The organism is Micromonospora musae (assembly GCF_003626635.1).
GTDB lineage: Bacteria > Actinomycetota > Actinomycetes > Mycobacteriales > Micromonosporaceae > Micromonospora > Micromonospora musae.
The window spans coordinates 23,125-45,373 of the sequence record NZ_RAZT01000023.1 but is presented as its reverse complement, the minus strand read 5'-3'; the positions used below and the strand labels follow the sequence as shown (position 1 = coordinate 45,373).

General features: G+C 73.8%; 19 protein-coding genes. 10 read left to right on the top strand and 9 right to left on the bottom strand.

Annotated features, from left to right (window positions below; genetic code table 11):
• Nucleotides 1-13: 13 nt before the first annotated feature.
• Nucleotides 14-2,311: a serine/threonine protein kinase gene (locus tag D7044_RS30900; protein WP_120690995.1), complete on the bottom strand. Its 2,298-nt coding sequence runs from the start codon at nt 2,309-2,311 to the stop codon at nt 14-16.
• Between the two features lie 258 nt (nt 2,312-2,569).
• Between D7044_RS30900 and D7044_RS30895 the strand changes: the two genes are divergently transcribed.
• Both D7044_RS30895 and D7044_RS30890 read left to right on the top strand, forming a co-directional pair.
• Nucleotides 2,570-3,112 (top strand): NUDIX domain-containing protein, encoded by a 543-nt coding sequence (locus tag D7044_RS30895; protein ID WP_120691019.1) that lies wholly within the window; start codon nt 2,570-2,572, stop codon nt 3,110-3,112.
• A complete protein-coding gene (locus D7044_RS30890; RefSeq protein WP_199716837.1) occupies nt 3,109-3,573 on the top strand; it encodes a VOC family protein in 465 nt (154 codons plus the stop codon). Before D7044_RS30895 ends, D7044_RS30890 begins: the two co-directional genes overlap by 4 nt.
• 41 nt (nt 3,574-3,614) lie before the next feature.
• Here D7044_RS30890 and D7044_RS33350 read toward each other — a convergent pair whose 3' ends face one another.
• Entirely contained in the window at nt 3,615-4,985 is a 1,371-nt protein-coding gene (locus D7044_RS33350) for a DUF4352 domain-containing protein (protein WP_267901619.1), read from the bottom strand.
• A 96-nt stretch (nt 4,986-5,081) separates the two neighbouring features.
• The gene (locus D7044_RS30880) at nt 5,082-5,735 is read right to left on the bottom strand and encodes a 4'-phosphopantetheinyl transferase family protein (RefSeq protein ID WP_120673452.1); all 654 of its coding nucleotides are present in this window, start codon (nt 5,733-5,735) and stop codon (nt 5,082-5,084) included.
• A gap of 262 nt (nt 5,736-5,997) precedes the next feature.
• On the opposite strand from D7044_RS30880, the gene D7044_RS30875 reads away from it, so the two are divergent.
• Entirely contained in the window at nt 5,998-6,234 is a 237-nt protein-coding gene (locus D7044_RS30875) for a hypothetical protein (protein WP_233562864.1), read from the top strand.
• A gap of 74 nt (nt 6,235-6,308) precedes the next feature.
• Here the strand turns inward: D7044_RS30875 and D7044_RS30870 are convergent, their stop codons facing one another.
• The 3 genes from D7044_RS30870 to D7044_RS30860 form a co-directional block, all read right to left on the bottom strand.
• Complete coding sequence (locus D7044_RS30870) at nt 6,309-7,103, bottom strand: peptidase (RefSeq protein ID WP_120691016.1); 795 nt, start codon at nt 7,101-7,103, stop codon at nt 6,309-6,311.
• Nucleotides 7,104-7,105: 2 nt separating this feature from the next.
• Nucleotides 7,106-8,410: a VWA domain-containing protein gene (locus D7044_RS30865; protein WP_148481505.1), complete on the bottom strand. Its 1,305-nt coding sequence runs from the start codon at nt 8,408-8,410 to the stop codon at nt 7,106-7,108.
• 454 nt (nt 8,411-8,864) lie between these two features.
• Nucleotides 8,865-10,547, bottom strand: coding sequence for a dolichyl-phosphate-mannose--protein mannosyltransferase (locus D7044_RS30860; protein WP_120690994.1), 1,683 nt, complete (start codon nt 10,545-10,547; stop codon nt 8,865-8,867).
• Between the two features lie 87 nt (nt 10,548-10,634).
• Here D7044_RS30860 and rsmI point away from each other — a divergent pair, with 87 nt between their 5' ends.
• Nucleotides 10,635-11,483 carry a 16S rRNA (cytidine(1402)-2'-O)-methyltransferase gene (gene rsmI, locus D7044_RS30855; RefSeq protein WP_120673449.1) on the top strand — a complete coding sequence of 283 codons (849 nt, stop codon included), beginning with the start codon at nt 10,635-10,637 and terminating at the stop codon, nt 11,481-11,483.
• A gap of 66 nt (nt 11,484-11,549) precedes the next feature.
• Here rsmI and D7044_RS33160 read toward each other — a convergent pair whose 3' ends face one another.
• Complete coding sequence (locus D7044_RS33160; RefSeq protein WP_233565184.1) at nt 11,550-12,791, bottom strand: hypothetical protein; 1,242 nt, start codon at nt 12,789-12,791, stop codon at nt 11,550-11,552.
• Nucleotides 12,792-12,961: 170 nt separating this feature from the next.
• Here D7044_RS33160 and metG point away from each other — a divergent pair, with 170 nt between their 5' ends.
• The gene (metG, locus tag D7044_RS30845; protein WP_120673448.1) at nt 12,962-14,764 is read left to right on the top strand and encodes a methionine--tRNA ligase; all 1,803 of its coding nucleotides are present in this window, start codon (nt 12,962-12,964) and stop codon (nt 14,762-14,764) included.
• 147 nt (nt 14,765-14,911) lie between these two features.
• On the opposite strand, the gene D7044_RS30840 is transcribed toward metG, so the two are convergent.
• Nucleotides 14,912-15,763, bottom strand: a complete 852-nt coding sequence (locus D7044_RS30840) for an alpha/beta fold hydrolase (protein ID WP_120673447.1) — start codon at nt 15,761-15,763, stop codon at nt 14,912-14,914.
• Nucleotides 15,764-15,889: 126 nt separating this feature from the next.
• On the bottom strand, nt 15,890-17,137 hold the full coding sequence (locus D7044_RS30835) for a hypothetical protein (protein ID WP_120690993.1): 1,248 nt from the start codon (nt 17,135-17,137) through the stop codon (nt 15,890-15,892).
• A gap of 194 nt (nt 17,138-17,331) precedes the next feature.
• On the opposite strand from D7044_RS30835, the gene D7044_RS30830 reads away from it, so the two are divergent.
• From D7044_RS30830 to D7044_RS30810, 5 genes are all read left to right on the top strand, one after another.
• Entirely contained in the window at nt 17,332-18,243 is a 912-nt protein-coding gene (locus tag D7044_RS30830) for a TatD family hydrolase (RefSeq protein WP_120673445.1), read from the top strand.
• Nucleotides 18,244-18,316: 73 nt separating this feature from the next.
• Entirely contained in the window at nt 18,317-19,186 is an 870-nt protein-coding gene (gene rsmA / locus D7044_RS30825; RefSeq protein WP_120673444.1) for a 16S rRNA (adenine(1518)-N(6)/adenine(1519)-N(6))-dimethyltransferase RsmA, read from the top strand.
• Nucleotides 19,187-19,196: 10 nt separating this feature from the next.
• The gene (locus tag D7044_RS30820; RefSeq protein ID WP_233562862.1) at nt 19,197-19,364 is read left to right on the top strand and encodes a Uma2 family endonuclease; all 168 of its coding nucleotides are present in this window, start codon (nt 19,197-19,199) and stop codon (nt 19,362-19,364) included.
• Nucleotides 19,361-20,311: a 4-(cytidine 5'-diphospho)-2-C-methyl-D-erythritol kinase gene (locus tag D7044_RS30815; protein WP_120673442.1), complete on the top strand. Its 951-nt coding sequence runs from the start codon at nt 19,361-19,363 to the stop codon at nt 20,309-20,311. The genes D7044_RS30820 and D7044_RS30815 overlap by 4 nt, the downstream gene beginning before the upstream one ends.
• Nucleotides 20,312-20,439: 128 nt before the next feature.
• Nucleotides 20,440-22,245: an ABC-F family ATP-binding cassette domain-containing protein gene (locus tag D7044_RS30810; RefSeq protein WP_120690992.1), complete on the top strand. Its 1,806-nt coding sequence runs from the start codon at nt 20,440-20,442 to the stop codon at nt 22,243-22,245.
• The last annotated feature ends 4 nt before the right edge of the window (nt 22,246-22,249 follow it).

The following is a 22,249-nucleotide window of genomic DNA, read 5'->3' as shown; positions in this document are numbered from 1 at the left end:
GCGGCCGGGTGGGTCAGCCGCGCCGCCACTTCTGGTGCGCTCCGCCGTTGCAGTCCCAGAGCTGCAACCGGGCGCCGTTGTTCGGGTTGGCGTCGATTACGTCGACGCACTTGTCCGCTCGTACGTACACCAGGTCGTGGGCGTTGTTCAGGTTGAACCGTTGCGAACTCGCGCCGGTGCAGTCGGCCAACTGGATCGCGGCGCCGTTCTCCGTCGAGTGTCCGGCAACGTCCAGGCACTTGCCCATAGAGCGGACCGTGCCGTCGCCGGGGAAGGTCCACAACTGTCCGGCCGTACGGCGACAATCCCAGATCCGCAGCCGGGCGCCGGCGGTGGCGTTGCCGCCCGGAATGTCGATGCAGCGGTTACTGGCGAAGCTGACGATCTGGTCACCGGCGGGCGGAGCGGCCGGAGCCGAGGGCGGCGGGGCGGCCGCCGAGGCGGGCGGTCGCACCGGCTCCGTCGAGCCGGTGGTCGGGCTGCCGCCCGTGCTGGGCGAGGCCTGCCCGTGCCCGGGACCGGCCGGCGTGGACCTCGACGGTTCGCCGGTGACCGGCGGAAGGCCCTGGAATCCATCGGTGACCAGCGAGAAGGTGCTCCGGCTGGCCGACCATTCGGCGTCCGCGGTGGTCCAGCCGATGGTGTACGCGTGCCGGTTGTGGCCGACGAAGGCGCGGCTCACGGCGTGCAGCCGCGTGCCGTCTCCGGCGGTGTACGTCCACTCCCACTCGGCGGCCTGCGCCTGGTACTTCACCGGGGCGAGGCGGATCTTCCGGTAGTCGTCGTACCGCTCGCGTTCCGCCCGCTCCCGTGCTCGCAGCTCGGCGACCACGCTGCTGGGGACCGAGTCGAGTTCACCGACGACGAGCAGGCGGGCGCCGTCCGGCTCGCGGAACTCGAGCCGCTCGCCGTCGCGTCGCAGCTGCCAGCCGTCCGGCACCGGGATGAGGAAGCGGGGGTCGTCGCGGTGGTAGTGCCAGCCCACGGGGGGCGGGGAGAGCTCCCGGGAAACCGGCGTGTCGGCGAGTGCGGAGGGGCTGGCGTTCGCCGCCGTGGCCCCGTCGTCGCCCGGCGTGCCGGAGAGCGCGCCGTTCACCAGCGGCACGCCCAGCAGCAGTACGAGCAGCAGCGCCACGGCGAGCGACCCGACCAGCAGACCGCGCCGCCGTCTCTTCGGTGAGCCGGTGGGTGCGGCGACGGGAGCGTCGGCGCCACCGGCGACGCTCGCCGTGGCCGGGCGGGGCCCGTCGGCTCCGACCGCGCCAGCCGCCGCAGCGGACGGCGACGCACCCGAGGGCGCCGTGGCGGACGGCGGTGTGGCTGACGGTGGTGCGGCCGAGGGCGGCGCGGCTACCTCCGCCGGGGAGTCGGGGGCGGCGGCGATGAACTCGGGCACGATCCGCGGGCGGGGCCGGACGTCGGAGTTGACCCGGGTGATCGGCCCGTCCGGCTCCGCCGGAGCGACCCGGCCGGCGTCGGCGGTGGGGTCGTCCGAGGCGACGGCCCGGACCAGCATCCGATCCGCCTCCTCGGCGCTGATCCGCTGCTGCGGATCCCGGCGCAACAGCCCGTCCAGCAGCTCGGTGAGCGTGCCGGCCTGCCGTGGGGGTGGTGGCGCCTCGGTGGCGAGCGCGGCCAGCGTCGCTATCGGCGTGGAGCGGCTGTACGGCGTCCGCCCCTCGACCGCGGAGTAGAGGGTCGCCCCGAGCGACCAGAGGTCGGCGGCCGGACCGACGACACCGTCGGTGACCCGTTCGGGGGCGAGGTACGCGGGCGAGCCGAGAACCATGCCGGTTCGAGTGACGCGCGGGTCCCCGGGCAGGGTCGCCAGCCCGAAGTCCGTCAGTACGACCCGTCCGTCATCGGCGAGCAGCACGTTGGCGGGCTTGACGTCGCGGTGCAGGATCCCGGCCTCGTGTGCGGCGCGCAGCGCGCTCAGCAGCGCCAGCCCGATCCGGGCGGCGCGGGCCGGCGGCATCGGCCCCTCGGCATCGAGCACCTGCTGCAGCGTGCGCGACGGGACCAGCTCCATCACGATCCACGGGTCGCCGTCGGCGAGCAGTACGTCGAAGACGCGTACCACGTTGACATGGCCGAGGCGGGCGACGGCGCGCGCCTCGCGCATGGACCGTTCGCGCATCTCGTGCAGTTCGTCGTCACTCAGCCCGGGTGGCGCCACGAGTTCCTTGAGGGCCACATCCCGTTGGAGCATTTCGTCGAGGGCCTGCCAAACACGACCCATCCCGCCTTGGCCGAGCGGACGGACGAGTCGGTAGCGATCAGCGATCAATCGTCGGGGGGCTTCGGGCACGAGAGGAGACGGTACTTGACGATGTTTACGGACCCCATTGCCGGCGGGGACGGAATAGCGACAGTTGCGCAGGTCTCACCACTCGCCGATCCCTTTCCTGTCGCCCATTCAAGAATGAACTCTACTTTTCGTGCGTCCATTGTCGCCGGAAGCAATGTTACTAACACGTAGAAGGGTGAGCCGGGAGTGTAAGTGAACGGGAATCGCATTCTGGATTGCCGCGCTGACTCGTCGGTAACGACGTGGCAGGCTGTGTTCATGGAAGATCAGTCACCCCTCTCGGCCGACGAGGTGCTGGATGTCGTCGACGAACACGACCGGGTGGTGGGGCAGGCGCGGCGCGACGAGGTGTACGCGAACCGGCTCCGGCACCGCTGCGCGTTCGTGTTGGCCCGCGACGACGACGGTCACGTCTTCGTGCACCGGCGTACCGCGCGCAAGCTCGTCTTCCCGTCGCTCTACGACATGTTCGTCGGCGGGGTGGTCGGTGCGGGGGAGTCGTACGACGAGGCGGCGCTGCGGGAGGCCGAGGAGGAGCTGGGGGTCGCCGGCCTGCCCGCGCCCGTGCCGCTCTTCAAGTTCCTCTACGAGACGCCGCAGCACAGTTGGTGGTCGTACGTCTACGAGGTGCGTTGCCCGTCGACGGTCGCGCCGCAGCCCGAGGAGGTGGCCTGGCACGCGTTCCTGACCGAGGCGGAGTTGGAGCGGCGGCTCACCGAGTGGGACTGGGTGCCGGACGGCTTCGACGCCTACCGGCGGCTGCTCGCCTGGCGCGCGACGAGGCTGGCGGACCAGTCATGACCGGCACGAGCCCGGTACCCGCCGACGCCGCCCGGTGGACCATGACGTTCGACAGCGCGGACCCGCCGACACTGGCCGCCTTCTGGAAGACCGCACTGGGCTACGTCGACGCGGAACCCCCGGCGGGCTTCGCCGACTGGCCGGCGTTCTTCCGCCACCACGACGTGCCCGCCGACGAGTGGGGCGACGTCGCCTACCTGGCGGATCCGACCGGGGCCGGCCCCCGGATCTCGTTCCTCAAGGTTCCCGAACCCAAGGTGGCGAAGAACCGGATACACCTCGACCTTCAGGCCGGCGGGGGGCGCGGCGTGCCGTGGGAGGTCCGGGCGCCGAGGGTCCGCGCAGCGGTCGAGCGGCTGGTCGCGGCGGGCGCGAGGGTGCTGCGGGAGGACGAGGTGGACGGTCGGCTCGATCACGTGGTGCTGGCCGATCCGGAGGGGAACGAGTTCTGCGTGGTGTGACCGGTGGGAGGCCGGCCGGGCGGCCGGCCTCCCGGTCATCGCTACGGACGCCAGGAACCGGCCGTCTGGAAGCGGTGCAGGTACTCCAGCACCCCGTTCTTGTTCGCGACGTTGAAGACCACCGTGCCGGTCCGCTTGCGGCCCGCCGAGACCTCGCCGGGCTCCAGGTTCTCACCGCAGCCGGCGAAGAGCCCGGCGATGGCGTTCGTCTCCGTGCCGTCGGCCGCCACCCACTGGAAGTAGAGCGGGTTCACCGAGACGGTGCCCTTGGTGACCTCGACCGTGACGTCCGCGATCAGGTACATGCCCTTGTCCGGCTCCGGCGCGAACTCGTTGCACCCCTTCGTCCTGGTGCTGAACTTCGACACGGTGATCTCGACGGTGCCGTCGTCATCGGTGATCACCAGGGTGTCGCCGGCCGGCATGTTCGTGGTCTCGCCGTCGGTCGTCGCGTCGGGGCTGCTCGGCAGGGTCGGGGTGAGGACCGGCGGCTCGTCGGCGTCCTCGGTCGCCGGTGCGGTGGGCAGGGTGTCGACCACCTCGTCCGCCTTGTTCGCGCCGTAGATCAGCGCGGCGGCGCCGCCACCGCAGCAGAGCACGGCCAGCACCGCCGCCACGATGACGATGATCAGCACCGTCTTGTTCGACTTCTTCTGCGGCGGCTGCTGCCCGGGCGGCGGGAACCCGGGCGGCGGGTAGCCGGCGGGCGGGTAGCCGCCGGGCGCGGCCGGGTAGGGCTGTCCCGCCGGCGGGTACGGCCCGGGCGGCGTCGGCTGCTGGGCCGATCCGGGCGCGGCCCAGGGGTTACCGGAGACCGGCTGCTGAGGCGCGCCGGACACGGGCGGCTGAGGTGCGCCGGACACCGGCGGCTCGGGTGCGCCCGGGGCGGCCCAGGGACTGCCGGACACCTGTGGCTGGGGCATGCCGGGGGCGGGCGGCTGCGCGGCGCCCGGGACCGGCTGCTGGGGCACGGTCGGCTCGCCCGGCGGTTGCGGGGCCCCGGCGCTCGGCGCCCACGGGTTGTGCGGCATCGGACCCGTCGCCCCGGCCGACGCCGCCGGCATCGGGGTGGTCGCGCCGCCCTGGGTGAACGGGGCCTGCGGCATCGGAGTGGTCGCGCCGCCCGGCGTGAACGGCGCGGTCGGCATCGGGGTGGTGGCGCCGCCCTGGGTGAACGGGGCCGGCGGCATCGCAAGGGTCGGATCGGCCGGAGCGATCGGGGCGGGCGGCATCGCCACGGTCGGATCGGCCGGAGCGGCCGGAGCCGGCGGCAGCGGAGCCGTCGCGTCGCCGGGCGTCGGTCCGCCGTGCGGCACCGGTGACATCGGGGCCGTCGGGAACGCCTGCGTCGGCGGCTCCGGGTGCGGCTGGTCGGGATCGTGCGGCCCGGCGGGCGGCTCGGGGTGGCTCACCGTACTCCTTGGATCGTGGCGGGGGAGGGGAGGAACGCGCCGACGCTACCGCGCCCGGGCGACGGATTGTGCCCCGCCGGGGCCTGCCGCCGCTCGTCAGGGCAGGGGCAACACCGCCGCGGTGCGGACCAGACCGTCGGCCACGGCGAATCGGCCGTGCACCGCCCTCGGCGCGGTCGCGACCGGCGCGGCGTCGACCCGGGCGGGTGCGATCCGGGCGCAGAACGTGCCGGACTCCGGGTCGATCTCGACCAGGGCGTCGGTGAAGTCCAGCCAGGTGCCGACCACCGGATGCCAGACCTTGTAGATGGTCTCCTTGGCGCTGAAGAGCACGGCCGGCCAGGAGGTTCCGGCCGGCAGCCGTGCCAGGTGCTCGTCCTCCTCGGGCAGGCAGATCAGCCGGCGTACCCCCGGATTGAGCTCCTTGTGCTGCTCCGCGTCCATCCCCACGGAGCGGACCTCGGCGCTGCGGGCCGCGGCCGCCGCGCAGTAGCCCCGGGTGTGGGTGATGGTGCCGACCACGCCGGACGGCCAGACCGGGATCCGGTCGGCGGCCGGCACGGGGGCCGGCGGCAGCCCGAGCGTGGCCATCGCCCGCCGCGCGCAGACCCGCCCGGCGGTGAAGTCCCGCCGCCGGCTCTCCACCGCCCGTTCGCTGAGGCAGGCCAGCTCCTCGGCGAGGAGTCGACCGGTCCAGTCGTCGGGCCCGGCCACGGCCACCGCGACCTGCGGCGGCAGCAGGTCACGCATCGCCGGTCGCCGCGGGCTGCGGGTGCCCTGATCGCCGGCCGCGCCGCGGGTACGGACGGCCGTCCGTCAACTTTCTGACTGCCATGAATGGCGAAAGTACCGCAACTATGTAACACCGGATGGTTCCGAGGCGCTGTAGCCCAAGCACGGCACGGGGGGCATCGACCGCCGTTGTGATCGATTCGGGTCGGCGTACGCGTCCGGCCCCTGGCAGGAACCGAGAGGGAGTGCGATGACCGGTGGTGCGGGAGCGTCCGGCCCGGTGAGCGATGACCACGCACCGGAGCCGCCCGGCTGGAGCTGTGGTTCCTGCGGGGAGGACTGGCCGTGCGCGATGAAGCGCAGCCGGCTGCTTCAGGAGTACGGCGATCGCGCCACGCTCAGCGTATACCTGGGCTCCTGCCTCGCCGCCGCCAGCGAGGACCTGCGCAACGTGTCCGTGACGTCCCTGCAGGACCGCTTCATCGGGTGGCTGCCCCGAGGGCCGCGGAACGCCTGAGTCGCCCCGCGTGCCGGTCCCGTCCCGACCTGCGTGGCTCGGGACGGGACCGGCACGTCCGCGCCGGCGGGCGGTCAGGCGCGCCGGGGTCGGCGGGTGAGCGCGAAGCCGACCACGCCGGCCACCGCGGCCAGGACGCCGCCGATGCTCGTCCAGATCCACCGCGAGCCCAGCGCGGGCAGCAGCCCGTCGAACCAGCTCTCCTCGTCCGCGTCGTTCAGGGGTGCGGCGGCCTGCTCGTCGGTCAGCAGCGCGCCGGCCTGGGTGTTCGGCACCAGCGGCACCGCCAGCTCGCCGTCGTCGGCGGGAGCGCCGTCGCCGTCGGCGCCGACCAGCAGCCCGACCTCGATCGGTGCGCCCAGGTCCGGCTCCGGCACGTCGAGGACCGAGAGCCGGATGAAGTACGTGCCGGGCAGCGGGTCGGCCGACCAGGGCTCGGCCCACGGCCGCACCTCGCGCAGCGTGCAGCCGAGCGAGACCGCACTCGCCGTCTTGTCGACGGTCGGCGTCTGCGCACCCGCCGTGCACGCCTGCCGGCGACGCAACCCGTCGAAGACCTCGACGGTCCAGGTGGAGGCGCCGCTGCGGTCGGCGGGAAACGACACGGAGGCGGCGATGTCGTGCACCTGCCCCGCCTCGGCGGTGAACGACCAGTACAGGTAGTCGCCCGTCGAGGCGTCCACCCGTACCGGCTGACCGGCGGTGATCGTGGTCGCGGTCAGGAAGGAGGTGCCGGCACGGGTCACCGTCGTGGCGCCGGGGGACGGCGACGGCCCGTCGGTCGGGGCGGCGAGCGCCGTGGCGGGCAGCAGCACCGGACCGGCGGCGGCGACCAGCGCCGCCAGCGACCGGGTCAGAGTCGTACGCACGCTCACTTCTCCCTCCACGTGGCCACCCACCAGCGGGTCAGCAGGCCGGCGAGTAGACCGGTGATCAGGCCGGCCACGGTCAGCAGGGCCAGCAGCGCCCAACCGCGACCGAGATCCGGGCCTCGCGGCGTGGGCGACGCGGCCACCACGTCGACGGTCAGCTCCACCGGCAGGCCCGGGCTCGCCTCGGTTCCGGCGCGGGGCGCGAACGAGTTGGCGATCACCAGGCAGACCGTGGTCGGGGGGAGGAGCGCCGGGTCGGTCGGCTCGGCGCTGGCCCCGCCGTCGGCGTCGTCCTGCTCGTCGGCGTCTTCCCGGTCGTCCGACCAGCGCAGGCCGGCCGAGACGACGTCCGCCCGGCCGCTGCCCGCGTCCACGCCACGGACCAGCTCCCGGCCGTCGGTCGCGACGGCCCGCAGCAGTACGCCGTAGTCCGGGTTGAGCGGCCGGTCCAGCGCCACGCTCACCGAGGCGCGCAGCTCCTGGCCCGGCCGCACCGGCACCCGGTACCAGCGGTGCTCGGAGAACTTCTCCCGGTCGGTGTAGACGCCGGGGGCGAGCAGCGGGGCGCCCTCGCAGACGGAGCCGCCGCCGACCACCGTCGGCGTCCGGGTGTACGTCTGCTGGGCCCGGTCGACCAGCTGCTTGATCCGGTTGGTCAGCTGGTCGGTGCTCTGCGCCGCGGTGTACGTGCCTCCGGTCGCGCCGGCGATGCAGAGCAGCTGCCGGCGTACCTTCTCGTCGGGGGCGAGGCCGAGCGTGTCGACGACCAGGCGGGTGCCCTGCGCGGCGAGCTCCCGGGCGACGTCGCACGGGTCCGGCGGCGCGCACGTGTCCTCGCCGTCGGTGATCAGCACGATCCGGCGGGTGGTGGCGCCGCTGCCCAGATCCTTGGCGGCTTCGCGCAGCGCGAGCCCGACCGGGGTGAACCCGGTCGGCCGCAGCCCGGAGACCGCGTCCTTCGCCTGGGACCGGTCGACCGGGCCCACCGGGACGATCTGCTGGGTGTCCCGGCAGCCGACCTTCTTGTCCTCACCCTTGTACGTCGCGCCGAGCACCCGGATGCCGAGCTGGGTCGTCTCCGGCAGCGCGTCGACGACGTCGTTGAACGCCTGCTGTGCCACCGAGATCCGGCTCCGGCCCTCGATGTCCCGGGCCCCCATCGAGCCGCTGACGTCGAGGACCAGCTCCACCCGGGGCGGCTCGGCGGGGCCCGGCTCGTCGGCCATGGCCGGCACCGGCCCGAGCAGCGCGGGGATCACCACCAGTCCGGCGAGGACGGTGGTGGAACGTCTTAAGTTGATCACCGGGCGAAGTGTAATGACGTCCACTTAGGATGATCATTGGGGTGCGTCGGCCCGATTCGTACGCCGACGACCCCTCCACCCGCGAGGTTCGGCGGGATCCGGCCGCGTCGACCGCTCCGCGCCGCCGCGGTCCCGAAGCGGCCCGCCCCGGCGGCGCGTGCGTCGGCGGCGATGAGGCCTCGCCCCGGTGACCGTCGGTCAGCTGCCGGTTCTGTCCCGGTGACCTGAGGGGTATCCGTCAGAAATCTGACCGAAGTCGACCCGTTGTGCCGGTGGTGCGCGGTGGTTAAGCTTCTCGTGCGCGCCCCAATCGCCCGCTTCCCCCGTGGCAGGCGATCGGGGCGCGCTTCTCTGTCTCCAGGGCCCCGCACCCCACACGGTCGCCGTCGTACGACCGGACGCGCGGCGAGCCGGGCCGGCCGACGCGAGCGCGACCGACCCGGTGCCGAGAGTGTCAGATCCAGCGACCGCCCAGCCACATGCGGGCCGACCAGTCCGCGTACCGCATCACCTCGCCGACGAAGATCGGGTAGAAGTACGCGAAGCAGAGCGCCACCAGCAGCAGGTAGCCGCCCGCGACGACGCCACCGATCAACCGGCGGTCGTGTCCCGCGTCGCCCGGGCCGACCGCGCGTGCCGCCCCGGCCCGCGCCGTCCCCGGTGAGACGATCGCGCCGAGCACGTACACCACCGCCAGCACCATGAACGGCAGCGCCGGAGCGGTGTAGAACGAGAACATCGTCCGCCCGTCCAGGGCGAACCAGAACCAGGGCAACAGGCCGGCAGCGACCATCAGCAGGACGGCGCCCGCCCGCCAGTCCCGGCGGGCCAGGCCCAGCCAGGCGGTCGCCACCAGGGCCGGAAGGAACGACCACCAGAGCAGCGGGGTGCCGAGCAGCAGGATCTCCGCGGCGCAGTTCTCCGCCCCGCACGGGCCGTTGCCCGACCAGTAGAACGCCACCGGGCGGCCCAGCAAGAGCCACTGCCACGGCCAGGACTGGTACTTGTGCCCGTCGTCCAGATGGGTGTGGAAGCCGTACGCGGCCTTGTGGTACTCGAAGAGGTTGATCAGCGGCCCGATCACCGGGGTGTCGCTGAGCGGGGCGCCCGGATAGTTCGCGGCCACGCGGTAGTAGCCGTCGTCGGTGAAGAGCCAACCGGACCAGGTCGCCAGGTAGGTGACGACGAAGAGCAGGCCGGCCAGCGCCAGCCAGGGCGCCTCGTCGACGAGCGCGCTGCGCCAGGGTCGGCGTACGCCCGCCGACCGCCGGACGCCGGCCTCCCAGACGAGCACCAGCAGCACGAAGGCCGGCAGGAAGTAGAGCGCGCTCCACTTCACCCCGCAGGCACCGGCGAAGAGCACCGCCGCGGCGAGCCGCCACCACGGCCAGCCGCGCCACCCGTTCGCCGGGCGGCCGGCCCGTCCGGGCCGGGTGGGGTCCAGTCCGGCGTCCAGCGCACGCGACCACTGCCGCCGGCGGGCGTCCCGGTCCAGCACCAGCGCGCCGAACGCGGCCAGCACGAAGAAGAGCAGGAAGATGTCGAGCAGCGCCGTGCGGGAGAGCACCAGGTGGAAGCCGTCCAGGGCGAGCAGCAGACCGGCCGCGCAGCCGAGCGCCGTGGACCGGAACAGCCGCCGTCCGATCCGCACCAGCAGCAGCACCGAGAGGGTGCCGACGACCGCCGCCGAGAAGCGCCAGCCGAACTCGGGCGCGGTGGTGACGAGGTGCCCCGGCACCGAGATCCGGCTCTCCGTGTCCTGGTAGCCGAACGCCCACTCGCCGAGCCCGATGAGCCACTTGCCCAGCGGCGGGTGCACCACGTACGACGCGTTTCCGTCCTTGTAGTTCCACTCGACGCCGCGCGAGATCAGCCCGAACGCGTCCTTGGCGTAGTAGGTCTCGTCGAAGATCTTGCCCTTCGGGCCGGAGAGGCCGACGAAGCGCAGGATGCCGGCGATCAGCACGACCACGCCGGTGGCCAGCCAGGACCACCTGTCGAACCGGGCCTCGACCGTGGCCAGCCGGGCCCGGACAATGCCTGGGACCACGCTACCGGCGTGCGGCCCGGCGTCGGCCGTACGCTCCGAATCGACCCGGGTAGCGCTCGCGCTCTGTGCTGTCGACGCACTCGTCACCCGGCGATCGTAGGCTGCGGTGGTGGCCGGTGGCGTCAGTCGTCCCCGATCCCCGCCACCACCGTCGATCGAGGAGCGGCAGAGCCCGTGGGTGAAATGTCGGATGTTGGACGCCTTGTACTGCTGGGCGCGCCGCTCGGCAACCCGGCGGACGCCTCCGCCCGGTTCCGTGAGGTGCTCTCCACCGCCGACGTGGTGGCCGCGGAGGACACCCGCCGCCTCACCCGGCTGGCCCGCGACCTCGACATCACCATCCCGGGCCGAATCGTCTCCTACTTCGAGGGCAACGAGGAGCGGCGCACCCCCGAACTGGTCGAGGTGATCCAGGCCGGCTACCTCGTCGCCCTGGTCACCGACGGCGGCATGCCGAGCGTCTCCGACCCCGGCTACCGCCTGGTCCGCGCGGCGCTGGACGTCGGTGCGCCGGTCACCGCCGCGCCGGGGCCGAGCGCGGTCACCACCGCCCTCGCCCTCTCCGGGCTGCCCTGCGACCGGTTCTGCTTCGAGGGATTCCTGCCCCGCACGCCCGGCGCGCGCCGCTCCCGCCTGCGGGCGCTCGCCGCCGAGGAGCGCACGCTGGTCTTCTTCGAGGCCCCGCACCGGGTGACCAGCTCGCTGGCCGACCTGGCCGAGGCGTTCGGCGCGGACCGGCCCGCCGCGCTCTGCCGCGAGCTGACCAAGACGTACGAGGAGGTGCTGCGCCGCCCCCTCGGCGAGCTGGCCCGCTGGGCGGCCGAGGGGGAGCCGCGCGGCGAGATCACGCTGGTGGTGGCCGGGGCGCCCGAGACGGCCGCCGAGCGCCCCGACGACGACACGCTGCGCGCCGCCGTCGCCGACCGGGAGGCGGCCGGGCTCTCCCGGCGCGACGCGATCAGCGACGTGGCCACCGCGTACGGGCTGCGCCGCCGGGACGTCTACGGCGTCGTGCACCGCTGAGCGGGCAGGGCGCGCCGGCCCCGGCCGGGCGATGATCCGGGCGCGGGCTGTCCAGGGCGGGGCCGGTCACCAGGCCGCCACCAGGAAGCCGACCGTGATCAGCGCCGGACCGGCGAACGCGACGGCTGTCGCCCAGCGCCGGGCCCGCTGCCCCTTCAGCCGGGTGGCGCCGGTCCAGCGGGCGATCCCGGCGGCGCAGGCCGCCACCGCCAGCAGGCCGAGCAGCCAGCGCAGGTGCTGGGCCGCTCCGCCGGTGTCGGCGTACGCCGTCCCACCGTCCGGACCGGTCATCCGGGCCGGCAGTGCCCTACCCGTCTCGGCCCGGTCGGCCGGTACCCCGCTGACCCGCACTCCGTGCGCGACGAACCGCCGGTCCTCGGCGGTGAAGATGCCCCGGCAGCGCTGCGCCAAGCCGCTGCCGGCGCACTCCGTGATCACCGACGTGCCGCGCGTGGCGTGACCCACCGCGACCCAGAGCGGCCCGGCGCTCACCCAGGCGAAGAACGCCGCGACCAGGCTCAGCGCCAACAGTGCGGCGAGCCCCGGTAGCGGGTCGGGCGGATGGTTCCGGCGGGAGCGCCGCCGGCGGCGGGTGGCCTCCCGAGCCGGTCGGTCCCGTTCGCGCTCCGGCTCCGCCCGGATCGGGGTGCCGTCCCAGTGCACCTCCTCGATCGGTGGCCAGAACGTCGGGTCGTCCTCCGCCGGGTCGCCGTCGGTGCCGCGAACCAGGCGGCGCCAGCGCTTCGGCTGACGTACGGGCACCCGGCTGGGCAGGGCGTCCACCGGCGCTCCGGTCGTCGCCTCGACGGCGACGGCGGGCTCGGGCCCGTCAGCCTCCTGCTCCGGCGCGGACTCGCCGCCCTGTCGTGGCGCGGCGGCCCGGCCCGGGCGCTCCCCCGCCGGCTGCGGGGGCGGCCCACCGTCGGTTCCCTCCGGCTCCCTGGCGGTCCTGCTCCGGCTGCGGCGGCTGCGGGCCGGCGCGGGCACCGGACCGGTCCGCGGCGGCCGGTCCCGCTCGCGCCCGGCCGGCGTCGCCGGTCCGGCTCCTGACGACCGGGGCTCGTCCCCGACGGCGACCGCCGGTGTGGCGTCGTCGCCGGGCACCGGCCGGGGCTGCGGGGCCACCCCGGGCCCGCGTACCGGCCGGGGTGGCGGTGGCCCGTCGCCCGGGGCCTCGTCGTCCGGGGAGATCTCCCCCTCGCCGTCCGGCCGGGGCCGGCCGTCACCGGCGGGGACGTCCAGCCCGTCGGCGAGCGCCGCCCGCGAAGGGCGTTCGTCCGGTTCGCGCTGCGCTCGTCGACCAGCCACGACGTTCATTGCACACCCGTCCGGTGCCCCGATCCGGCAGCAAAAGCGCGTGTCGGCGACAAATCGGACCATCGGTCGAGGGGGTCTGGCCGGTCCGCCGACCCGGACGACGTGCCGGGCACCCGTATTGGTTCGCAGCTGCCCGGCACGGGTCATTAGGCTTGCTGGTCATGAGTCACGTTCTCGCGGCGGTTGCCTGGCCGTACGCCAACGGCCCGCGCCACATTGGCCACGTCTCCGGTTTCGGCGTTCCCTCCGACGTCTTCAGCCGGTACATGCGGATGGCCGGTCACGACGTGCTCATGGTCTCCGGCACGGATGAGCACGGCACGCCGATCCAGGTGCAGGCCGACGCCGAGGGGGTCACCCCGCGCGAGCTGGCCGACCGCTACAACCGGGTGATCGTCGAGGACCTGCACGGCCTGGGGCTCTCGTACGACCTGTTCACCCGCACCACCACCCGCAACCACTACGCGGTGGTGCAGGAGCTCTTCGAGGGGATGTACCGCAACGGCTACATCGTCCCGAAGACCACGATGGGAGCCATCTCCCCGTCCACCGGCCGGACGCTGCCCGACCGCTACATCGAGGGCACCTGCCCCATCTGCGGCTACGACAGCGCCCGCGGCGACCAGTGCGACAACTGCGGCAACCAGCTCGACCCGATCGACCTGATCAACCCGAAGTCGAAGATCAACGGGGAGACGCCGGAGTTCGTCGAGACCGAGCACTTCTTCCTGGACCTGCCCGCCCTCGCGGACGTGCTCCGGCAGTGGCTGGACGCCCGCGAGGGGTGGCGCCCCAACGTGCTGCGGTTCTCGAAGAACCTCCTCGACGACCTCCAGCCCCGCGCCATCACCCGGGACCTCGAGTGGGGCGTGCCGATCCCGCTCGACGGCTGGCGTGACCGGTCCGACAAGCGGATCTACGTCTGGTTCGACGCGGTCATCGGTTACCTCTCCGCCTCCATCGAGTGGGCCCGCCGCTCCGGCGACCCCGAGGCGTGGCGCCGCTGGTGGTCCACCGACGGGGAGGGCAAGGACGCCCGGACGTACTACTTCATGGGCAAGGACAACATCGTCTTCCACTCGGTGATCTGGCCCGCGCTCCTCGCCGGCTACTCGGGCGAGGGGGCGCGCGACGGCGAGCCGGGCGAGCTCGGGCGGCTCAACCTCCCCACCGAGGTGGTCTCCAGCGAGTACCTGACGATGGAGGGGCGCAAGTTCTCCTCGTCCCGCCGGGTGGTCATCTACGTCCGCGACTTCCTGGAGCGCTACGACGCCGACGCGCTGCGCTACTTCATCGCGGCCGCCGGCCCGGAGAGCAACGACACCGACTTCACCTGGGCGGAGTTCCTCCGCCGCAACAACGACGAGCTGGTCGCCGGCTGGGGCAACCTGGTCAACCGCTCCATCTCGATGGCGGCGAAGAACTTCGGCGCGGTCCCGCCGGTCGACCCGGCCGGCCTCACCGAGGCCGACGAGGCGCTGCTCGCCACCGCCCGGGCCGGCTTCGCGGTGGTCGGGGACCTTATCGGCCGGCACCGGCAGAAGCAGGCGATCGGCGAGGCGATGAAGGTGGTCGCCGAGGCGAACAAGTACCTCTCCGACCAGGCCCCGTGGAAGCTCAAGGACGAGGCCGACAAGCCGCGGATGGGCACCATCCTGCACGTCGCCCTCCAGGTGGTCAGCGACGCCAACACGCTGCTCACCCCGTTCCTGCCGCACTCGGCACAGAAGGTGCACGAGCTGCTCGGCGGCACCGGCGTGCACGCGCCGATGCCGCAGATCACCGAGGTGGAGGACCTCGACGGCGGGCCGGCGTACCCGGTGCTCACCGGCGACTACACGCAGGGCACGCGCTGGGAGTCCGTAGCGCTGACGGTGGGGCGGCCCCTCGCGGCGCCGAAGCCGGTCTTCCGCAAGCTCGACCCGTCCATCGTCGACGAGGAGCTGGCCCGGCTCGGCGCCTGACGACCGAGCCCACCGCACCGGCGGCGGGCCCGGTCCGGACACGGCGGTGCGGCCCGGGGCATCCCCGGGCCGCACCCCACCCGACCGGCCTGGCGGGCCGATCGTGTCCGGCTCGCGCCCCGCACCGGGCGCGGGCCGCGGAGGACATCAGGCGCGGCTCATCGCCGGCGCGCCGATGAAGTCCATGATCGCCTTGTTGACCTCGTCGGCGTTCGTCCACGGGATGCCGTGCGGCGCGCCCTTCAGGGTGACCAGCTGGCTGCCCGCGAGCATCGGCTGCAACCGCTGGCCGGTGACCGCGTACGGCAGCACGTTGTCCTTGTCGCCCTGCACGATCAACACCGGAACGTCGATCTGCGGCAGGTCGCCCCGGAAGTCGGTCAGCCAGGCGTCCACGGAGTCGTAGGTGCCCTTCGCCGACGCCCGCGCGCCGATCTCCCAGTGCGCCCGGTACGCATCCTCGCTGACCAGCTTCCCCTTGTTCTCGTCCCAGTTGAAGAAGTTGTTGCAGAACTGGGTGAGGAAGGCGAACCGGTCCTGCAGGATCGCCTGCTGGAAGCCGTCGAACTTGCTCTTCTCGACGCCCTGCGGGTCGTCGGGGCTCTGCACCAGGAACGGCGCCAGCGGGGCCAGCATGATCGCCCGGTTCACCCGCTGCGAGCCGTACGCGCCGAGGTAGCGGGTCACCTCGCCGGTGCCCATCGAGTGGCCGACCAGGATCACGTCGCGTAGGTCCAGCTCGGAGAGCAGGACGTCGAGGTCGGCGGCGAAGGTGTCGTAGTCGTACCCCATGGTCGGCTGCGCCGAGCTGCCGAAGCCGCGCCGGTCGTAGGTGATCACCCGGTATCCGGCGTTCAGCAGTGGAAGGGTCTGTTTCTCCCAGGTCGCCCCGTTGAACGGGAAGCCGTGGACCAGCACGATCGGCTGGCCGGAGCCGTGGTCCTCGTAGTACAGATCGATGGGCGCGGAGTTCTCCGTACCCACGGTGATGAACGGCATGCTCTTCTCCTGAAGTCGGGCTCGGGTTCTCTCCTCGCCCGGCGCATTCCCGTCCGTTCCGCCGGTATGCCCCGCCCGCCTCGCCCTGCCCGGCGTCGTGCCCGGCCGTGCGCCCGTTCGTCCCCTTCAGAGGTGGTACGGGAAGTCCACCACCTGGACGTCCGTCACCTCCGGGCCCGGTGCCCAGACCTCGTACACGCCCCGGTCGTGGCACTGTGCCCCGGTGCTGGCCACCGCGTCCGGATCCGGCCGGCGCAGGCGCAGCCGCAGCCAGCCCGCCTCCTCCCGCAGCACGACGCAGGGCACGCCCCGCCACTGACCGATCCGCAGTCGGCGGGCCGCCGCCTCGACCGGGTAGCGGGCCGCCCGGGTCATCGCCAGCACCCGGAACCCGCCGGGCAGGTCGGCGACGGCCTCGTACTCGTTCCCGCCGTACGCCCCGACCAGGTGGGTGGAGCGGGGAGCCTCACCGACGGGCAGGTACTCCTGGTCGGGGGAGATCCCCGGCACCGCGGCGAGCAGGTGCCGCCACTGTGGCCCGACCATCCGCAGCCAGCCGCGCTGCTCCGCCTGGTAGGTGTACAACACCACCTCGACGCCCTCCGTCGGGTAGGCGAGCAGGCTGGCGTTCGCCGGCATCGGCAGGTCGGCGAAGTCCCGGGTGACGAACTCGGGGATCAGCTGGCTGTTGCTGGGCACGAAACCGGTGCCGAGCACCGGAGGACCCAGCCGGTCCCGTGGCGGCAGCGTGGTCAGCCCGCGGTGCGCCTCGCCCACCGGGACGTCGTAGTCGCCCGGGTCGGAGGCCCGCCAGCGCAGCGCGTACGCCACCTCCACCCCGTCCCGGTCCGCGTCGCCGTCGGTGCGCAGCAGTGACGCCGTGGCGGGCGTACGCAGGTGCGCCACGTCGTGTTCCCGGTAGCAGAAGCCGTGCGGCAGCCACCCGCGCACGTACCCGGCGAGCTGCCGGGCGGAGAGCATCTTCACCATCCGGGTGCCCCGCCGGAGGGTCGCCGACCCGCGCACCACGCCGAGCACCGGGTCGCCGGCGGCGTCCGGCCGCTGACTGAGCTGGTGCACGTACGCCCAGCCCCGCTCCCGGTGCGCCGGCATCATGAGCGCCGGCTCCGGCTCCTCCGGCGGCTCGTTCCCGCCGTGCACCGCGGCCACCTCGGTGACGTGTACGAACCGGCGCCAGGGCAGGGCCGTGCCGGGTCGGGGCGCCCACTCGAACCCCGGCACCTCGTCGGCGCTGAACAACTCGTACGCCGCGCCCCGGGCGATCTCCTCCGCGGGGTAGACACCTCCGCCGTACGTGACCCGCAGTCCGGTACGCCCGTCGGCCTCGCCGCTGGTCTGTGGCGCGACGCTCATCGGATCACCGTGCCGTCGTACCCGCGATCTACCCACTCGCGTCGCCGCTGCGCGTCGGCGCGAGCGCCACGCGGCTGTTCCCAGTGGTTCGCTGCGTTCCGCTCGCTCACCGGGCGACCGTAGAATCGCCCTCGGTAATCGAGGTGAACAGCAGGTGGCGGGCGGGTGGACCGGCTCGGTGTGTGATCCTTTGGGTGATGAGCCAGCCAACCGAACAGCCGATCGACGCAAGCGAGTCCCGCAGCGCCCGTGCCGCCCGCCGGGCCGGAGAGTTCCCGCCTGCCCCGCAACCGCTGCCCCGTCCGGTGCTCGACAGCCACACTCATCTGGACATAACGGTCAGTGAGGCGGGTGTTCCCGGCGGCGGCCCCTCGGACGACCCGATCGGAACGGCCATCGAGGTGGCCAACCGGGTCGGGGTGGACCGTCTGGTGCAGGTCGGAGTGGACGTTCCCTCCTCCCGCTGGGGGGTGGAGACCGCGCAGCGGTATCCGGCGGTGGTGGCGACCGTGGCGCTGCACCCCAACGACGCCCCCCGCCTCCCCGACCTGGACGAGGCGCTGCGCGAGATCGAGGCGCTCGCCGCCCACGACCGGGTCCGGGGCGTCGGCGAGACCGGAATGGACTTCTTCCGCACCGGCGACGAGGGGCGCGCCGCCCAGGAAGAGAGCTTCCGGGCGCACATTGCCATCGCCAAGCGGTACGGCAAGGCGCTCGTCATCCACGACCGGGACGCGCACTCCGACGTGCTGCGCATCCTCGACGACGAGGGAGCGCCGGAGACCGTGGTGCTGCACTGCTTCTCCGGCGACGCCGAGTTCGCCGAGGAGTGCGTACGCCGCGGCTACCTCCTCAGCTTCGCCGGGACGGTCACCTTCGCCAGTGCCGCGGCGCTGCGCGAGGCCGCCGCGTCGACCCCACTCGACCAGATCCTCGTGGAGACCGACGCCCCGTACCTCACCCCCACGCCGCACCGCGGCCGCCCGAACGCGTCGTACCTCATCCCGCTGACCGTCCGGGCGCTCGCCGCGTCGACCGGCGCCGACCTGGACGAGCTCTGCGCCGCGATCTCCGCCACCGGCGACCGGGTCTTCGGCCCGTGGTGAGCTCCGTGCCGGAGCAGAGCTGCGACCCGGGGTGCTTCCGGAGCGCCCGGCCGCGCCCCCTACGCTGCTGCCCATGAGCGGTCTCCTCGGCCCGGCGGAGATCCGGGACCTGGCCGCCCGGCTCGGTGTCGCCCCGACGAAGAAGCTCGGGCAGAACTTCGTGCACGATCCGAACACCGTGCGGAAGATCGTCAGCACCGCCGGGCTCGCGCCCGACGACGTGGCGCTGGAGGTCGGCCCCGGGCTCGGCTCGCTCACCCTGGCCCTGCTCCCGGTCGCCGCGCACGTACACGTCGTCGAGATCGACCCGGTGCTGGCCGGCGCGCTACCGGAGACCGCCGCCCGGCACGCCGGAGCGGACGCCGCCCGGCTCACCGTGCACCACGCGGACGCGCTGCGTGTCACCGCCGCCGACCTCGGCGACCCGGCCCCCACCGCGCTGGTGGCGAACCTGCCCTACAACGTCGCCGTGCCCGTGGTGCTGCACCTGCTCGCCGAGCTGCCCGGGCTGCGGCACGGCCTGGTGATGGTGCAGAAGGAGGTCGCCGACCGGTTGGTCGCCGGCCCCGGCTCCAAGGTGTACGGCATCCCGTCGGTCAAACTCGCCTGGTACGCGCGGGCCCGGGCGGCCGGTCGGGTCCCGCCGAACGTCTTCTGGCCCGTGCCGAACGTCGACTCCGGCCTGGTCGGCTTCACCCGGCGCGAACCGCCCCGGGCCGACGTGACCCGCGAACGGGTCTTCGCCGTGGTCGACGCGGCCTTCGCCCAGCGGCGCAAGACCCTGCGCGCCGCCCTCGCGGGCTGGGCCGGCGGCGCCGACCGGGCCGCCGCCGCGCTCACCGCCGCGGGCGTCGATCCCGGGGCGCGGGGCGAGGCGCTCACCGTCGAGCAGTTCGCCGCCATCGCCGCGTCGGCTCCGGCCGCCGCAGGCGCCGGGCAGTAGGCTGGGCGCCGTGCCCGCCGGCCTGCCGCACCACTCGAGGATCGAGCAGGATCCGTTGCACGTCTACGCGTACGACCTGGTCGACGGCCGGTACCAGCCGGTCGCCGACGCTGCCGAGGAGCTGATCGTGGAGAAGCCGTTCGACATCCGTCCGAGCCTGCGGGACATCGCCCCGTGACCGAGGCCTGGCGACCGGACGGCGAGGACGAGCGGCGCGGGGCCATGGGCCCGGTGAAGGTCCGGGTGCCCGCCAAGGTCAACCTGCACCTGGGCGTGGGCCCGTTGCGCCGTGACGGCTACCACGAGCTGAACACCGTCTACCACGCGATCTCCATCTACGACGAGCTGACCGCCCGCCGCGGCGACACCCTCACCCTCACCATGGAGGGCGAGGGCACCGGCGAGCTGGCCCTGGACGACTCCAACCTGGTGATGCGGGCCGCCCACGCGCTCGCCGGGTACGCGGGCGTGCTCCCGCACGCCCGGCTGCACCTGCGCAAGCAGATCCCCCTCGCCGGCGGTCTGGCCGGCGGCAGCGCCGACGCGGCGGCCACCCTCGTGGCCTGCGACGCACTCTGGGGCACCGGGCTCACCCGTGACGAGCTGGCCGGGATCGCCGCCGACCTCGGTTCGGACGTGCCGTTCCTGATCCACGGCGGCACGGCGCTGGGCACCGGGCGCGGCGAGGCGGTCAGCCCGGTGCTGGCCCGCCCGACCTCCTGGTACTGGGTCGTCGCCATCGCGGACGGCGGTCTCTCCACTCCGGCCGCCTACCGGGAACTGGACCGGCTCCGCGAGGCCGGCACCGCCGGCCCGCCGCTCGGCGCCACCGACGCGCTGCTCGCCGCGCTGCGCCAGCGGGACCCGCGGGTGCTCGCCGCGACGCTCGGCAACGACCTGCAGGACGCCGCCCTCGCCATGCGCCCCGCCCTCGCCGAGACGCTCAAGGCGGGCGAGGCGGCCGGTGCGCTCGCCGGCCTCGTCTCCGGATCCGGACCGACCTGCGTCTTCCTCGCCGAGAACGGCGCGCGAGCCGAGCGGATCGCCGCCGAACTCACCGCGGCCGAGGTGTGCCGTGAGGTCCGGGTGGCCCACGGCCCGGTAGCCGGCGCGCGGATCGTCTGACGCCCGCCACCACCCCGAGACCCGTCGGGCCGCCGCGGAGCCTGCCGCGCCCCGAGCGCCGCGTACGCTGGAGGGCCAGGCGTCCCGTGCCCGCCGGCACCGGACGCCTTGATCATGAAAGGTAGGTCGTGGCCAACATCGTCAACCTGGACCGGGTGTCCAAGGGCTACGGGGCCGCCGGGCCGCTGCTCACCGAAGTCTCCCTCGGCCTGGACGACGCCGACCGGATCGGCGTGGTGGGCCTCAACGGCGCCGGCAAGTCCACGCTGCTCCGGCTGCTCACCCGCGGCGAGGAACCGGACGACGGCCGCGTCACCCACCGCCGCGACCTGCGGGTCGCCTGGCTGCCGCAGAACCTCACCCTCGCCCCCGAGGCCACCGTCCGGGACGTGGTGCTCGGCACCGAGTGGCTCGCCGAGAGCATGGGCGCCGAGCACGAGTGGGCCGGCGACGCCGGAGTACGAACCATCCTCGACGGCCTCGGCATGCCCCACCTCGGCCTCGACCAGCCGGTCGGCCCGATGTCCGGCGGCGAGCGCCGCCGGGTGGCCCTCGCCGCGCTGCTGGTCCGGGACTCCGACCTGCTGATCCTCGACGAGCCCACCAACCACCTCGACGTCGGCGGCGTCGACTGGCTGGCCCGGCACCTGCTCGGCCGCAAGGGCGCCCTCGTCGTCGTCACCCACGACCGCTGGTTCCTCGACGCCGTCTGCACCACCACCTGGGAGGTCGCCGACCAGACCGTCCGCTCCTACGACGGCGGCTTCGCCGCCTGGACCCTCGCCCGCGCCGAGCGGGAGCGGGTCGCCGCGGCCACCGAGGCCCGCCGGCAGAACCTGCTCCGCAAGGAGATCGCCTGGCTGCGTCGCGGCCCGCCGGCCCGGACCTCGAAGCCGCGGTTCCGGATCGACGCGGCCAACGCGCTGATCGCCGACGTACCGCCGCCGCGCGACACCATGTCGCTGCAACGGCTCGCCACCGCGCGGCTCGGCAAGCAGGTGTACGACCTGGAGCAGGTCAACCTCAAGGCCGGCCCGAAGGAGATCCTGCGCGACACCACCTGGCAGGTGGGCCCGGGCGACCGGGTGGCCATCCTCGGCGCCAACGGGGCCGGCAAGACCACCCTGCTGCGGATGCTCGCCGGTGTCACCCGCCCCGACGGCGGCCGGTTCGTCACCGGCTCCACCGTCCGACCGGCCTTCCTCTCCCAGGAGCTGGCCGAGCTGCCCGGGCAGCTGCGCGTGCTGGAGGCCGTCGAGGAGGTCGCCCGGCGCGTGCAGCTCGGTGATCGGGAGATCTCCGCCGCCCAGCTCGCCGAGATCTTCGGCTTCGACGACCGGCGGCTCTGGACGCCGGTCAGCGACCTCTCCGGTGGCGAACGCCGTCGACTGCAGATGCTCCGCCTGCTCGCCGGTGAGCCGAACGTGCTCCTCTTCGACGAGCCCACCAACGACCTCGACACCGACACCCTCGCCGGGCTGGAGGACCTGCTCGACTCCTGGCCGGGAACGTTGATCGTGGCCAGCCACGACCGTTACCTCATCGAGCGGGTCACCGACGTCGTCTACGGCATGCTGGGCGACGGACGGTTGGTGCACCTGCCCGGCGGCGTGGACGAGTACCTTGCTCGCTCCGCCGGCGGCCCCGGCTCCGCCCGCGCCGAGGCGGTGCCCGCCACCGCTGCGGAGGCGCCGGTCCGCACCGGGCTCTCCGCCGCCGAGGTGCGCCAGGCGCGCAAGGAGCTGACCCGGCTGGAACGCCAGATCGGGAAGCTCGAGCAGCGCGAGGCGGCGCTGCTCGACCAGCTCGCCGAGCACGCCACCGACTACGCGAAGGTCGCCGAGCTGGACGGCCAGCTCAAGGACCTGCGGGCCGAGCGGGAGCGGACCGAGGAGACCTGGCTGGCGCTCGCCGAGGAACTGCCCGCCGACTGAACCG